13 protein-coding genes are annotated in these 13,593 nt (G+C 60.0%); 12 read left to right on the top strand and 1 reads right to left on the bottom strand.

Annotated elements, in window-relative coordinates:
• The first annotated feature begins 10 nt into the window (after positions 1 to 10).
• The 3 genes from QIT27_RS15225 to QIT27_RS15215 all read left to right on the top strand — a co-directional run bounded on the left by QIT27_RS15225 (position 11) and on the right by QIT27_RS15215 (position 1,912).
• Positions 11 to 217 (top strand): Txe/YoeB family addiction module toxin, encoded by a 207-nt coding sequence (locus QIT27_RS15225; RefSeq protein WP_285264286.1) that lies wholly within the window; start codon positions 11 to 13, stop codon positions 215 to 217.
• A 98-nt stretch (positions 218 to 315) separates the two neighbouring features.
• Positions 316 to 726, top strand: a complete 411-nt coding sequence (locus QIT27_RS15220; RefSeq protein WP_285264285.1) for a thiol-disulfide oxidoreductase DCC family protein — start codon at positions 316 to 318, stop codon at positions 724 to 726.
• A gap of 496 nt (positions 727 to 1,222) precedes the next feature.
• A complete protein-coding gene (locus tag QIT27_RS15215; protein ID WP_285264284.1) occupies positions 1,223 to 1,912 on the top strand; it encodes an NAD(P)H-binding protein in 690 nt (229 codons plus the stop codon).
• Here QIT27_RS15215 and QIT27_RS15210 read toward each other — a convergent pair.
• Positions 1,909 to 2,811: a LysR family transcriptional regulator gene (locus QIT27_RS15210; protein ID WP_285264283.1), complete on the bottom strand. Its 903-nt coding sequence runs from the start codon at positions 2,809 to 2,811 to the stop codon at positions 1,909 to 1,911. The two genes, QIT27_RS15215 and QIT27_RS15210, sit on opposite strands and share 4 nt — an antisense overlap.
• A gap of 156 nt (positions 2,812 to 2,967) precedes the next feature.
• Here QIT27_RS15210 and leuC point away from each other — a divergent pair, with 156 nt between their 5' ends.
• From leuC to trpA, 9 genes are all read left to right on the top strand, one after another.
• Positions 2,968 to 4,419: a 3-isopropylmalate dehydratase large subunit gene (gene leuC, locus QIT27_RS15205; RefSeq protein ID WP_159341943.1), complete on the top strand. Its 1,452-nt coding sequence runs from the start codon at positions 2,968 to 2,970 to the stop codon at positions 4,417 to 4,419.
• Positions 4,420 to 4,422: 3 nt separating this feature from the next.
• Positions 4,423 to 5,070 (top strand): 3-isopropylmalate dehydratase small subunit, encoded by a 648-nt coding sequence (gene leuD / locus QIT27_RS15200; RefSeq protein ID WP_159341944.1) that lies wholly within the window; start codon positions 4,423 to 4,425, stop codon positions 5,068 to 5,070.
• Positions 5,071 to 5,129: 59 nt separating this feature from the next.
• The gene (leuB, locus tag QIT27_RS15195) at positions 5,130 to 6,212 is read left to right on the top strand and encodes a 3-isopropylmalate dehydrogenase (protein WP_253018842.1); all 1,083 of its coding nucleotides are present in this window, start codon (positions 5,130 to 5,132) and stop codon (positions 6,210 to 6,212) included.
• A 137-nt stretch (positions 6,213 to 6,349) separates the two neighbouring features.
• Entirely contained in the window at positions 6,350 to 7,462 is a 1,113-nt protein-coding gene (gene asd, locus QIT27_RS15190; RefSeq protein WP_285264282.1) for an aspartate-semialdehyde dehydrogenase, read from the top strand.
• 245 nt (positions 7,463 to 7,707) lie between these two features.
• Positions 7,708 to 9,780, top strand: coding sequence for a FimV/HubP family polar landmark protein (locus QIT27_RS15185; RefSeq protein WP_285264281.1), 2,073 nt, complete (start codon positions 7,708 to 7,710; stop codon positions 9,778 to 9,780).
• A 9-nt stretch (positions 9,781 to 9,789) separates the two neighbouring features.
• Positions 9,790 to 10,728, top strand: coding sequence for a tRNA pseudouridine(38-40) synthase TruA (gene truA / locus QIT27_RS15180; protein WP_159341948.1), 939 nt, complete (start codon positions 9,790 to 9,792; stop codon positions 10,726 to 10,728).
• Positions 10,725 to 11,360, top strand: coding sequence for a phosphoribosylanthranilate isomerase (locus tag QIT27_RS15175; RefSeq protein ID WP_159341949.1), 636 nt, complete (start codon positions 10,725 to 10,727; stop codon positions 11,358 to 11,360). Before truA ends, QIT27_RS15175 begins: the two co-directional genes overlap by 4 nt.
• Before the next feature lie 101 nt (positions 11,361 to 11,461).
• Complete coding sequence (gene trpB / locus QIT27_RS15170) at positions 11,462 to 12,700, top strand: tryptophan synthase subunit beta (protein WP_159341950.1); 1,239 nt, start codon at positions 11,462 to 11,464, stop codon at positions 12,698 to 12,700.
• Positions 12,701 to 12,708: 8 nt separating this feature from the next.
• Positions 12,709 to 13,512: a tryptophan synthase subunit alpha gene (gene trpA, locus QIT27_RS15165; protein WP_159341951.1), complete on the top strand. Its 804-nt coding sequence runs from the start codon at positions 12,709 to 12,711 to the stop codon at positions 13,510 to 13,512.
• The last annotated feature ends 81 nt before the right edge of the window (positions 13,513 to 13,593 follow it).

The raw sequence follows: 13,593 nt of genomic DNA, 5'->3' as shown, positions 1-13,593 counted from the left end.
TTCCAAGAAGTTGGCCTCTAGAGGCCTCAAATCCAACGTTCAGGAGCTGTTAGCGCTGGAAGCAGAAGATCCATTTCGCAAGCCGCCTCCGTTTGAGAAGCGCGTTGGTGATCTTGCGGAAGCCTATTCACTCTACATCAATATTCAGCATCGTTTGGTCTACCAAGTGTTTGAGGAAGAGCGAGTGGTGAAAGTTCTCAGGCTATGGAATCACTAAGAGTAACGCACCTCTGGCTGCTGTGGCCAAACCATGTTTTCATCGTTTAGCGATTCCAAAATCGCTAAACCACTCGCGCTAAGTTCTTTCAGGAGCCTATGAACAACCCCCATATCGTCATATTCGATGGTGTTTGCAACTTCTGTAACGGCGCAGTGAATTTCATCATCCAGCGAGACCCAGAGGGAACCTTTGCATTTACCCCAATGCAGAGCGAGTTGGCGCAGGAACTCACGCAGCGCTTCAACATGCCCGATGTGGGCATGGATACCTTGGTGCTTATCAAGGCTGGTAAGTGTTACGTGCTTTCAGATGCGGCTCTGGAGATAGCGAAAGACCTGAAAGGGCCGTGGCGGTTCTGTTATGTATTCAAAATTGTGCCCAGGCCGATTAGAGATGCGGTTTACAAGTTATTCGCTCGGAATCGTTATGCGCTTTTTGGTAAGAAAGATGCTTGTATGGTGCCGACAGAGGAAGTGAAGTCTCGGTTCTTGGGTACCAACACATAATCCCCGCGTCACGCGGATACATTTTCCGGCACGCCATCATGAAAGCCCTGTGGTGTGCATGACGGTGGGCGATCAATGTCAAAACATCACGACCAAGGCGGCCCCCTCGAATCTAGGCTCATCAGCCTGTTCGTTTCGCTATTCTTTTCCTTGCCCACGGCTGTTCTTATGTGGGTGTGGGCCAACAGCCAGCTGATGTATGTGGGTGGCTTTCTAAGCAGTCGCTACTTTATCGGTTGTATCGTCACCTTTTCGGTGTTGGCGTTGGTTTTTCCTAACCTGTTTCCCTCTATGCTGGGTAGTGTCTGGCGGGCGATGCGAGCCTTATGGCGTTGGTGGGGGTGGTAAGCGCTTGCATGCTATTTATTGAGGTGGCTCGGCCTCGCGGGTGCCTCGCTAATCGCTCGTTACCACGCGCTACAACCTCATTCTATGCCTGCCAGTGCCGTTATGATCCTGTGTTTAAGCCATTAACACCATAAGGAAACGTTAATCCATGCTCACCGCCATCGTTCTTGGTGCTACTGGCGCTATCGGCCAGCAGCTCGTTACTCAGCTTACGAAGCGCGAGGAGGTGGAGAGCGTCATCGTGATGACCCGTCGTGAGCTGGATCTTACCCGTGAATTTACCGACGCTATCGCTTCCAAGCTCCAGCCTGCACTGCTCGATTTCGACCAGTTAGAAGCTCAGGCCGCCGAGCGTATGCCCGCCGGTGCCGTGGCCTTTGTGGGGCTGGGCACCACGAAAAAGCAGGCGGGGAGTAAAGCGGCGTTTCGACGTGTGGATCATGGCTTAGTGCTGGCGTTTGCGCGGGCGTGTAAAACGGCGGGCGTTAGCAGGTTAGGTGTGGTGACGGCGCACGGGGCGAATGCGCGCTCTTCGGTGTTTTATAACCGTGTGAAAGGCGAGGTGGAGCGGGATGTTCAGTCGCTGGGGTTGCCCTGCGTGTTCTTTGCTCGGCCTTCGCTGTTATTGGGGCGGCCAGAGGATGGGCGGTTGGCGGAGAAGTGGGCGAGTGTATTGATGGCTCCGGCGTCACGTTGGTTGCCGCGCTCGGTACGGCCGATCGAGGTGCGCGTCGTGGCGGCGGCAATGGTCGACGCGGCGTTGGGCTCAGCCGACGGGCGCGCGTCGTCCGTGCTCTCGAATGCGGCCATGCACCAGAGTGAAAGCTCCCAGCGTTAATGCGTGTGGGCGGGTTGGCGGCTGTGCTCCAGCTCTTCGATCATCTTGCGCGCGGCGTTGGAGAGCGTTCGGTTGGTGTGCACCAGATAGCCGAGCGGGCGATGAATGGGCGTGGTGTCCACGGGTAGCTCTACCAGCTCGCTGTCGATCATCCTTTCCGGCAGCAGGCTCCAGCCGAGCCCTACGCCGCACATCATCTTGAGTGTTTCTAAGTAGTTGGTCGACATGCTCACGGGCAAGGTGAGGCCTGCTTCCTCAAAGCGTTGGCCAATCAGCGTGCGAGTGAAGGTTTTGGCCCCCGGCAATATGCAGTTTACCTCACACAGTTCTGACAAGCTGAGAGGCCTGCCGTTGTTGCGACTGCGGTCGGCGAGTGGATGGTCGCTGGCGCAGACGAAGCATAGTCGGTCACGCCATAGCTCCACGACCTGTAGTTGTTCAACGGGGTGGGGAGCCAGGGTGACGATGGCCATTTCCAGCGTGCCGTCCATCACGCCCTGGTAAGCCAGTTCGGAATCCAGGAAATGCAGATCCAGCGCCACTTCGGGATGGCGCTGGGTGTACTGCTTTAACAGCGGCGGCAGGCGGTGAAGGCCAATGTGGTGGCTGGTGGCGAGCGTCAATTTTCCGCCCACTTGACCAGAGAGATTGGCCAGCGCGCGGCGGCTATCTTCCACGGTAAACAGAATGCGCTGGGCGTTGGGAAGCAGCACGTTGCCTGCTTCGGTCAGCGCGATGCGCCGCCCAATGCGGTCGAAAAGTCGCGTGCCCAGCAGGTCTTCCAGCGTGGCAATGCGCTTGCTGACCGCGGGCTGTGTGAGATGGAGTTGTTCGGCAGCGCGGGAGAAGCTTTGGGTTTCCGCCACGGCGAGAAAGGCTTGCAGGCTTTGGGTATCCACGGGCGGCTCCCTGGTTACTATTCCTGTTTGGAATCTAAAGTATGAATAACATGAATTGCTTTTATGCGCGAGTCGCGTAACACTCCTTGCATGCCATAGAAGCAGCACGCAGAGGCTGCCATAACGAACTAGCAGGGCACCGCCCAGGAGAGCCACATGTCAGGTCAAACGCTTTACGACAAACTCTGGAACCAGCATTTGGTGAAGCAGCGCGACGACGGTACGGCGCTGATCTACATCGACCGCCAGTTGCTCCACGAAGTGACCTCGCCTCAGGCGTTCGAAGGCCTGCGTTTGGCGAACCGTAAGCCCTGGCGTTTGGATGCCAACCTGGCCACGCCGGACCACAACGTGCCCACCACGGTGAAAGAGCGCGCCGAGGGTAACAGCGGTATCAAAGATCCGGTCTCGCTCATTCAGGTGCAAACCCTGGACGACAACTGCGTCGAGTACGGCATCGAAGAGTTCAAGATCAATGACCCGCGCCAGGGCATCGTGCACGTGGTGGGTCCTGAGCAGGGCGCCACACTGCCGGGTATGACCGTGGTATGCGGTGACTCCCACACGGCCACCCACGGCGCGTTTGGCGCGTTGGCCCACGGTATCGGCACCTCGGAAGTCGAGCACGTCTTGGCCACCCAGTGCCTGCTGGCGCAGAAAATGAAGAACATGCAGGTGCGCGTCGAAGGCGAGCTGGGCCTGGGCGTGACCGCAAAAGACGTCGTGTTGGCGATCATCGGTAAGATCGGCACCGCTGGTGGCACAGGCTACGCTATCGAGTTTGCGGGCAGTGCCATCGAGTCGCTCTCTATGGAAGGCCGCATGACGGTGTGCAACATGGCGATTGAAGCGGGTGCTCGCGTGGGCCTGATTGCCGTGGATGACACCACCATCGACTACCTCGCTAAACGCCCCTTTGCGCCCACCGCAGAGCAGTGGGAAGCCGCCGTGGCCGACTGGCGCAACCTGGTATCGGATGCGGACGCCCACTTCGATAAAGTGGTGACGCTGAAAGCCGAAGAGATCGAACCGCAGGTAAGCTGGGGCACCAGCCCGGAAATGGTCACCGGTATTTCAGGCCAAGTGCCCGACCCCAAAGCCGCTTTGGATGAAACCGTGCAGCGCAGCCATGCCCGCGCGTTGGAGTACATGGGCCTGCAGGCGAACCAGAAGATCACCGATATCAAACTGGATAAAGTCTTTATCGGCTCCTGCACCAACTCGCGCATCGAAGACCTGCGCGAAGCTGCCAAAGTGGCGAAGGGCAACAAAGTGGCCGATTCCATCAAGCTGGCCATGGTCGTACCGGGCTCTGGCTTGGTAAAGCGCCAAGCGGAAGCGGAAGGCCTGGACAAAATCTTCATTGAAGCGGGCTTTGAGTGGCGCGAGCCGGGCTGCTCCATGTGCTTGGCCATGAACGCGGATAAGCTGGGCGCGGGCGAGCACTGTGCGTCTACCTCTAACCGTAACTTCGAAGGGCGCCAGGGCTATGGCGGTCGCACTCACTTGGTGAGTCCTGCCATGGCAGCGGCCGCCGCCATTGCCGGTCACTTCGTCGACGTACGCACCTTACCCGCTAACGACGCCACCCACGCGCAGGAGGCCTAAGCTATGAAAAAGTTCGAACGTTTTGAAGGCGTGGTCGCGCCGCTGGATCGCGCTAATGTCGATACCGACTTGATCATTCCCAAGCAGTTTTTGAAGTCCATCAAGCGCACGGGCTTTGGCGTCAACCTGTTTGACGAGTTGCGTTACCTGGATGAAGGCCAGCCGGGGCAAGACTGCTCGAAGCGCCCGCTGAATCCGGATTTCGTCTTGAACCAGCCGCGTTACCAGGGCGCTGAGGTACTGCTGGCGCGCCGTAACTTCGGTTGTGGTAGTTCTCGCGAGCACGCGCCTTGGGCGTTGGAAGATTTCGGCTTCAAAGTAGTGATTGCCCCCAGCTTTGCCGATATCTTCTACAACAACGCGTTCAAGAACGGCATTTTGCTGATCACTCTGGCGGAAGAAGAAGTAGATCGCCTGTTTGCTGAAGTAGAAGCTAACGAAGGCTACCAGCTCGACGTGGATCTTGAGCACCAGCGGGTGATTACGCCCAGTGGCGAGATTCTTGAGTTCGACGTGGACGCATTCCGCAAGCACTGTCTGCTCAACGGCTTGGACGATATTGGCATCACTCTGCAAGACGAAGACGCCATTCGCAGCTTCGAAGAGCAGCATCGCCAGCAGCGCCCGTGGCTGTTCCGCCAGCCTGCGTAGCGTTGGCTCACTGAGTAGTGGGCTATAAGTGCCTAAATTATAAGTGCTAAGGATTAAGCATGACTCATAAAGTGTTACTGCTGCCCGGTGATGGTATCGGCCCCGAAATCGCGGCCCAGGCAGCGCGTTTGTTGAAAGCCTGCCAAGAAGCGGGCTTGGATATTGAAGTCGAAGAGGGCTTGGTGGGCGGCTCCGCCTATGATGTTCACGGCGAGCCGCTGCCCGCTGAAACTCTGGAAAAAGCCAAAGCCGCCAGCGCCATTCTGCTCGGCGCAGTGGGTGGCCCCAAGTGGGATAAACTCGAAGACCTCTCCAAGCGCCCGGAAAAAGGCCTGCTGGGGCTGCGTAAGAACCTTGGCCTGTTCGGCAACCTTCGCCCGGCCATGCTCTACCCGCAGCTGGCCAGCGCTTCCAGCCTAAAGCCGGAGCTGGTGGCGGGCCTGGATATCATGATCGTACGGGAACTGACCGGCGGTATCTATTTCGGTCAGCCGCGCGGTATCGAAGAGCGTAACGGGGAGCGTGTTGGCTTCAACACCTATGTCTACTCCGAAAGTGAAATCGAGCGCATTGGCCGCGTCGCGTTCGAGATGGCTCAAAAGCGGGGCAAAAAGCTCTGCTCGGTGGATAAAGCTAACGTGCTGGAAGTCACCATTCTATGGCGTGAAGTGATGGAGCGCTTAGCGCCGGAGTACCCGGACGTCGAGCTTTCCCACATGTACGTGGACAACGCCGCCATGCAGCTGGTGCGCGCACCGAAGCAGTTCGATGTGGTGGTGACCGGCAATATGTTTGGCGACATTCTCTCTGATGCTGCCGCCATGCTCACCGGCTCCATCGGGATGCTGCCGTCTGCCTCGCTCAACGAGAGCGGGCAGGGCATGTACGAACCCTGCCACGGCAGCGCGCCGGATATTGCGGGCCAGAACATCGCGAACCCGCTGGCCATGATGCTTTCTGTGGCGATGATGCTGCGCTACTCGCTCAATGAAACGGCGATGGCCGAGCGTATTGAAGCCGCCGTAGGCAGTGTGCTGGACGACGGCCTGCGCACCGCCGATATCGCCTCTGAAGGCACGCGCCGTGTGTCCACGGTGGAGATGGGCGATGCGGTACTCGCCGCCTTTGTACGCGGTGAGTAACAAAGAAAGCTTGCTAACTAATTGATTCGCCTCAATGCTTGTTTGAACAGCACATGTCGGCTGCCCTCAGGGGTGGCCGACGTCGTGTCTGATATGTGTGTATAATATAGGTCTCATTCTTAGTTGGAGGACTTCACATGTTGAAAGTCGGTTTCGTGGGATGGCGTGGCATGGTTGGCTCGGTGCTGATGCAGCGCATGCAGGAAGAGGGTGATTTCAACGGCATTGAGCCGATCTTTTTCACCACTTCTCAAGTCGGCCAGCCGGGCCCCGACATCGGCGTGGACGTGCCTCCGCTGAAAGATGCGTTTGCGCTAGACGACTTGAAAGCCCTGGACGTCATCGTGACCTGCCAAGGCGGCGACTACACCAAGAAAGTCTACGGCGACCTGCGTAACGACGGCTGGAAAGGCTACTGGATCGATGCCGCCAGCACCCTGCGCATGGAAGATGAGGCCACCATCGTCCTCGATCCGGTGAACCGTAAGGTGATCGACGCGCAGCTTGCCAAAGGCGCGAAGACATTTGTGGGCGGCAACTGCACCGTTAGTTTGATGCTGATGGGGTTGGGCGGCCTGTTCGAAGCCGATATGGTCGAGTGGATGACCTCCATGACGTATCAGGCAGCGTCGGGCTCCGGTGCCAAGCACATGCGCGAGCTGCTCAACCAGATGGGCCAACTGCGTGACAGCGTGTCCAGCGAACTGGCCGACCCGGCGAGCGCGATTCTGGACATCGACCGCAAAGTGACGGCGGCCATGCGCGGAGGCGACTTCCCCACCGATAACTTCGCCGCGCCGCTGGCTGGCAGCCTGCTTCCGTGGATCGACACCAAACTGGATAACGGCCAAAGCCGCGAAGAGTGGAAAGGTAGCGTCGAAACCAACAAGATTCTGGGTCTCGAAAACAACCCGATCCCCATCGATGGCCTTTGCGTGCGTATCGGTGCCATGCGCTCGCACAGCCAGGCGTTCACCATCAAGCTGAAGCAAGACGTGCCGCTGGATGAGATCGAAGAGCGTATTGCCAAGCATAACGAGTGGGTCAAGCTCATCCCCAACGATAAAGACGCCACCATTGCGGGTCTAACGCCTGCAGCCGCCACGGGCACGCTGCAAGTGCCGGTAGGCCGCCTGCGCAAGCTGAAAATGGGCGGTGAATACCTTTCAGCGTTCAGCGTGGGTGACCAGCTGCTGTGGGGTGCCGCTGAGCCGCTCAAGCGCATGCTGAAAATTCTGCGCGAGCAGTAAGTCGTCGCGCCATCGGTGCCGCTCATGACGCGGATGACCGAGCGCTAGACAAGAAGGGGAAGCTGTTCGCAGCTTCCCCTTTTTTTGCGCTGATGCAAGTGGCTAAGCCGCGTACTCATTCAAAGGGATGCGTTGAAGATGGCGTCATGGTAAATACGTTATGATAAGAACGAACTAACATATCTCATGGCAGGAAAGAGTGATCTTGCCATGGGGCAAGGGAATCGCAGGCAGTAGGGGCCGACATGAATAAAAAGCTGGCATGGTTATTGTGGCTGCCGCTGAGCGCCGTGAGTCCGCTGGCGCTGGCCGTAGGGCTGGGGCAAGCCACCGTGAACTCACCGCTGCAAGCGCCTTTAGATGCCAGTGTGCCGCTCGTAGAGGCTGCCGATGTGTCGCTGGACGACGTACGTGTAACCATTGCTGACCCCTCCGCCTTCAGCGCGCTGGGATTGGAGTGGACTCCTCTCGCCGCGAGCGTGCGCACCGAGCTTCAACGCCTGCCCTCAGGCGCGCGACTAGTACTCCGTTCCGATCAAGCCGTCAACGAGCCGTGGTTGGACCTGTTGATCACCATCACGACGCCAGATGGGCGGCGCACGGAAGCGCTGACGCTTCTATTCGACCCACCCAACTATGCCGCCAGCCCGTCGCCTGCGGCGGTGTCCTCATCGTCGGTTTCTTCGGCCTCTTCGTCTGCGCCGTCAGCGGCGGCGGCCCGGCCCGCCAGCGCCGCCCGTGACATCGCCTATGTGGCCAGCGGTGACACGCTTTGGGGCGTGGCAGCCCGTATCAAACCTGCGGACGTCAGCGTTCAGCAGATGATGGTGGCGCTGGTCGAGGCGAATCCGTCTGCGTTCCCCACCGGCAACGTCGACGACATGCGTGCAGGCCAGACACTCGCCGTGCCCAGCCGAGAGCAGTTGATGGCGCGCTCGCCAGCCCAAGCCGCCCAAGCGATTCAGTCGATGCGCTCGTCATCTAGCGCGCCCTCTGCAGCAGAGCCCTCGACCAATGCCTCGGCACCTGAGCCGGCACCAGAGACGGCCAGCGACGTGTCGGCTTCTACATCTACGCCGCCTGACGCTGCCTCTTCCGACGGCGCGCCTGTGGCGACCGTGCAAGAGGGCGAGCTGGCAGGGTTGACCCTCAACGATCTAGCCGAGCAGCTGTTGGAAAGTCAGGCCATGCTGCAAACCGTGCTCGACGAGCGCGAGGCGATGCGCGCCGAGATGGCAGCGCTACGCCAGGAAGTCGCCTCATTGACCGAGGCGCTCAATGCGTCTCAGCAGGAGACCCGACGAGCGCTGGCGGCGGCAGAAGCCCGCACGGCAGACCCCAGCTCGACCGACATCGACACCCAAACGGCCTCGGCGCCTGCCGCCTTGGAGACGCCCTCTAACGCCGCCAGCACTGGCGTGATCGAACGTTTGGAGCAGTATCAGTGGCCGCTTGCCAGCGTGGCCCTGGCCCTGCTGCTTGGTGCCTTGGTGTGGTCGCGTAAGCGCCGTGAGCGCCAGTGGGAGGATGCGCCCACGCCCGCAGGCATGGGCGCCGCCGAGATGACGCCCCCCAAGCGCACCGAGCCGAGCGCGTCTTCGTCTGCCGCCTCACCGGCGCAGCCGGTGGCGCCCGAGGCGTCGCTGTATACGCCGCCGCTCACCGAGAGTGCTGTGCCGCCGAGTCACGAGGAAACGTCTCCCTCTGAAGACACAAGCGCGCCTGAGCGCCGCGAGCCCCCCCCAGCCGACGACACGAGTGACGACGTCGACAGTGAGGAACTCGCCAGCGCCGTGCGTGATGACTCAAAACGAGAAGCGCAGCGTGAAGACGCCAGCGATGAGTATGACGCAGGTGATCACGAGACGGGCGACCGGGAACTAGGGTACGCCGATGAGAATGACGACTTCTACTATGCCGTCAAGCATGACGAGGACGACGAGGGTGACGACTCCGCCGTCTCGGAAGAGGACGAAGCCGCACTGGAAGCCGCGTTTCTAGAAACGCCCGAGCCGGTAGAGGAAGCGTCGCTTAGCGCGCCGATGCAGGAGCGCGATGAGGCACCGCTATCAGCGTCTCCCCAGGTGTCGCCACAGGATGACGATCGTGCGCACTACATCGACTATCATCCGCCGTCGCTGACTAGTGAGGCGTCAGCCGACGAGGAGGGAGCGGAGAGCCACGCGGGAGCGAGCCGGACACAGGAGGGCAGTATGGCGCGCCCAGGTCGCGTACCCGAAGAGGAGTGGGAGATTGAAGAGGTGGCATTCGAGCCGCGACGTCGGGATAATAGCGAACCTTCAAAACTCTCCAAATGACGTGGCTCGATGACGCTGTTCTACCACTTTGATGAGACACAACCGCTGGCGGGCCGTTTGGCGATGGGCGTGGAGTACGATGGCTCTCGCTTCTGCGGCTTCCAGCGATTAAAGCATGCGGCCTCGGTTCAGCAGGCCATCGAGGATGCCCTGGCCAAAGTGGCCGGTGCACCGGTGCGTATTCACGCCAGCGGACGCACCGACTCCGGTGTCCACGCCACCCGCCAGGTGATTCACTTCGACCCGCCGGTGCAGCGCACTGAGAAAGCGTGGATTTTTGGTGCCAACACCAATCTGCCGAGAGACGTGGCGGTACGCTGGGTAAAGCCAGTATCCGACGACTTTCACTCGCGCCTGGGCGCGCTGGCGCGTCGCTATCGCTATATTTTCTTGAACCAAATCAGTCGTCCGGTCTTGGAACGCGCCAATGTGACCTGGTGCCGTGACCCGCTGGACGCCGACGCCATGCACCGCGCAGCGCAAGCGTTGGTGGGCGAGCATGACTTCAGCAGCTTTCGGGCGGCCGGGTGTCAATCGAAGACCCCATGGCGGCAGATGCACTTCGTGGAAGTGAAACGTTACGGCCCGCTGGTGGTCATCGATATTCAAGGCAACGCCTTTTTGCACCATATGATTCGCAACATCGCTGGTGCTCTGGCCAGTGTGGGCCGTGGTGTGCAGGATGAAGGCCACATCGCGCGCCTGCTGGCGCTGAAAAATCGCCGTAAAGGGGATGTCACCGCGCCCGCTTGCGGTCTGCATTTCGTCGACTCTCTTTACGACGAGCGTTTCGAGCTGCCCAAAGAGCCGCTAGGCCCGAACTTGCTGGCCTTTACCGGCGAGTGGACCGGCGAGCGCGTGCTGCCCGACAGCCCTCGAGTGACCGCACGTCGGCAGCTCACCTTCTCTAAACAAGCCAACCCCCAGCAGCAGGAGACGTCTTCATGACGCCTAACGTGACGCGCACACGCATCAAGTTTTGCGGGCTAACGCGACAAGGGGATGTGGCTCAAGCCGTCGCGCTGGGGGTCGATGCGCTGGGCTTCGTCATGTGGCCCAACAGCCGCCGCAGCGTCACGCCGGACACCCTGGCAGCGCTGGCCGCCCAGGTGCCTGCCTTCGTGACGCGAGTCGGGCTCTTCGTCGACCAACCCGTCGAGTTCATCGAGCAGTGCCTGCCGCACTTGGATCTGATCCAGTTTCATGGCGATGAGTCGCCGGCATTCTGCGAGCAGTTTGGACGGCCCTGGATCAAAGCACTGCGAATGCGCGACGGGCTTGATTTACACGACGCCGCCACGATCTATGACGGTGCACAAGCGCTGCTATTGGATGCCTATCGACCTGGCGTGCCGGGCGGAACTGGCGAGACCTTTGATTGGTCTAGAATCCCCGCAACCCTGGCAAAACCTGTTATTCTCGCGGGTGGGCTGACCGCCGACAACATCGCGGCTGCAGTGACCCAAGTTGCACCGTATGCGGTTGATGTGTCAGGTGGTATCGAGGCATCCCCCGGTGTGAAAGCGGCCGAGTCGATGGCCGCTTTTGTTCGCAACGTGACGCAGGCCTCCATCCGTTAGACGCGCCTGCGTGCACGCCCTGTTCGATGCGCCGCCCACCTTGGCGTGGGCGGGCCAGACACTTATTCATTCATTTGCCTTTTCTGGCGATCTTGTGAGGTATGCCTGTGACCGTCTCAGCAACTGAAACCAAGTTCAGCGACCTGACCCGAATGCCGGATGCCCGTGGTCATTTTGGGCCCTACGGCGGCCGGTTCGTGTCAGAAACCCTTAGCTTTGCCCTGGAAGAGCTGGAGCAGATTTACCTCAGCTTGCGCGACGATCCGGATTTCCAAGCCGAGTTCGACCGTGACCTGGCTTACTACGTGGGTCGACCGTCGCCGCTGTATCACGCCAAACGCTGGTCAGCGTCGCTGGGTGGCGCGCAAATTTGGCTGAAGCGCGAAGACCTCAACCACACCGGCGCTCACAAGGTAAACAACACCATTGGTCAGGCGCTGTTGGCGAAAAAAACCGGTAAGCCTCGCGTCATCGCAGAGACCGGTGCAGGTCAGCACGGCGTGGCTACCGCCACCGTCGCCGCGCGCCTCGGCCTGGAGTGTGACGTGTACATGGGGGCGGAAGACGTGCAGCGTCAGAAGCTCAACGTTTACCGTATGCGCCTGCTGGGTGCACGGGTCATTCCGGTGGAGTCGGGGACGCGGACGCTCAAAGACGCGATGAACGAAGCCCTGCGTGACTGGGTGACGAACGTCGACAACACCTTTTACATCATTGGCACCGTGGCGGGGCCGCACCCGTATCCGCAGCTGGTGCGCGATTTCAACGCCGTGGTGGGCCGCGAAGCGCGCCGTCAGTCGCTGGAACAAATCGGCCGCTTACCCGATGCGCTGATCGCCTGTGTTGGCGGTGGTTCCAATGCGCTGGGGCTGTTCTACCCGTTCGTCGAGGATGACGCCGTGGCGATGTACGGCGTGGAAGCCGGTGGCGATGGGGTCGAGACGGGCCGTCACGCCGCGCCGCTGTCATCGAACGCGCCGCGCGGCGTGCTGCACGGCAATCGGACGTATTTGATGTCCGACGAAGCCGGGCAGGTCTCGGACACTCACTCCATTTCGGCGGGCCTGGATTATCCTGGCGTTGGCCCCGAGCACTCGCTGTGGAAAGACGTGGGCCGGGTGCACTACGTTGCCGCCAACGATAAAGAAGTGCTGGAAGCGTTCCGGGAATTGACCCACATGGAGGGCATCATGCCCGCGCTGGAGTCGGCCCATGCGTTGGCCCATGCCAAGGTGCTGGCTCCCACCATGCGTCCGGATCAGCATATCGTGGTGAACCTCTCGGGTCGTGGTGATAAAGACATCATGACCGTTGCGAAAATCGACGGCATCGAGTTTTAAGGGCGAGCATGAATCGTATTGACCAGCGTTTTTCAGAATTGAAGCAGCAGGGCCGCAAAGCCCTGATTCCTTACATCACCGCAGGCGATCCAGCACCGCAGTACACAGTGGGCTTCATGCATGCCCTGGTCGAGGCGGGTGCCGACGTGATCGAGCTAGGCGTGCCGTTCTCCGACCCCATGGCCGATGGCCCGGTGATTCAGAAAGCCTGCGAGCGGGCGCTGAAACAGGGCACCCGATTAGTCGATCTGCTGGACATGGTGGCCGAATTCCGCCAGACCGACACCACGACGCCCATCGTCTTGATGGGCTATCTCAACCCCATCGAGCGCATCGGTTACGAAGTGTTTGCCGACAAGGCCGCAAGCGTTGGGGTGGATGGCGTGCTGGTAGTGGATATGCCGCCTGAAGAGGCCGAAGAGTTCGGTCCGCTGTTGAAAGCCCGGGACTTGGCTGCGATTTTCCTGGTTGCGCCTACCACTTCCCACGCCCGTGCCGCTACAATATGCGCCCACGGTGAGGGCTACCTTTACTATGTTTCGCTGAAAGGTGTCACCGGTGCGGCCACGTTGAACGCTGAAGACGTGGCCGAGCACCTTGCGCCGCTGCGGGATATGACCGATTTACCGCTTTGCGTTGGGTTTGGTATTCGCGACGGTGTGACGGCTGCCGAGGTGGCGAAAGTCGCCGACGGCGTGATCGTGGGCAGTGCATTGGTGAACCGTATTGCTGATAGCGTCGACGCCCCTGAAACGATTGCCGGGCAGTTAAAAAGCGTGCTGGCAGAAATGCGCACCGCGATGGACGCCTAAGCGCGTTCCCTCATCGTCTACACTGATTTGATTGACGACACTCATCAGGCTTGGCGTGGCCAAGCCTTGACGTACACGGAA

The sequence above is a fragment of the Halomonas sp. LC1 genome, from assembly GCF_030247125.1.
Classification (GTDB): Bacteria; Pseudomonadota; Gammaproteobacteria; order Pseudomonadales; family Halomonadaceae; genus Vreelandella.
Note: the sequence above shows the minus strand (reverse complement) of the source record. Positions and strands in the feature narration are given on the sequence as shown.

Coding starts and splice junctions, on each gene's coding strand:
- QIT27_RS15220 (WP_285264285.1), top strand. CDS start 316: ATGAACAACCCCCATATCGTCATATTCGATGGTGTTTGCAACTTCTGT.
- QIT27_RS15175 (WP_159341949.1), top strand. CDS start 10,725: ATGACGCCTAACGTGACGCGCACACGCATCAAGTTTTGCGGGCTAACG.
- trpB (WP_159341950.1), top strand. CDS start 11,462: ATGCCTGTGACCGTCTCAGCAACTGAAACCAAGTTCAGCGACCTGACC.
- QIT27_RS15215 (WP_285264284.1), top strand. CDS start 1,223: ATGCTCACCGCCATCGTTCTTGGTGCTACTGGCGCTATCGGCCAGCAG.
- QIT27_RS15185 (WP_285264281.1), top strand. CDS start 7,708: ATGAATAAAAAGCTGGCATGGTTATTGTGGCTGCCGCTGAGCGCCGTG.
- leuB (WP_253018842.1), top strand. CDS start 5,130: ATGACTCATAAAGTGTTACTGCTGCCCGGTGATGGTATCGGCCCCGAA.
- truA (WP_159341948.1), top strand. CDS start 9,790: ATGACGCTGTTCTACCACTTTGATGAGACACAACCGCTGGCGGGCCGT.
- leuC (WP_159341943.1), top strand. CDS start 2,968: ATGTCAGGTCAAACGCTTTACGACAAACTCTGGAACCAGCATTTGGTG.
- leuD (WP_159341944.1), top strand. CDS start 4,423: ATGAAAAAGTTCGAACGTTTTGAAGGCGTGGTCGCGCCGCTGGATCGC.
- asd (WP_285264282.1), top strand. CDS start 6,350: ATGTTGAAAGTCGGTTTCGTGGGATGGCGTGGCATGGTTGGCTCGGTG.
- trpA (WP_159341951.1), top strand. CDS start 12,709: ATGAATCGTATTGACCAGCGTTTTTCAGAATTGAAGCAGCAGGGCCGC.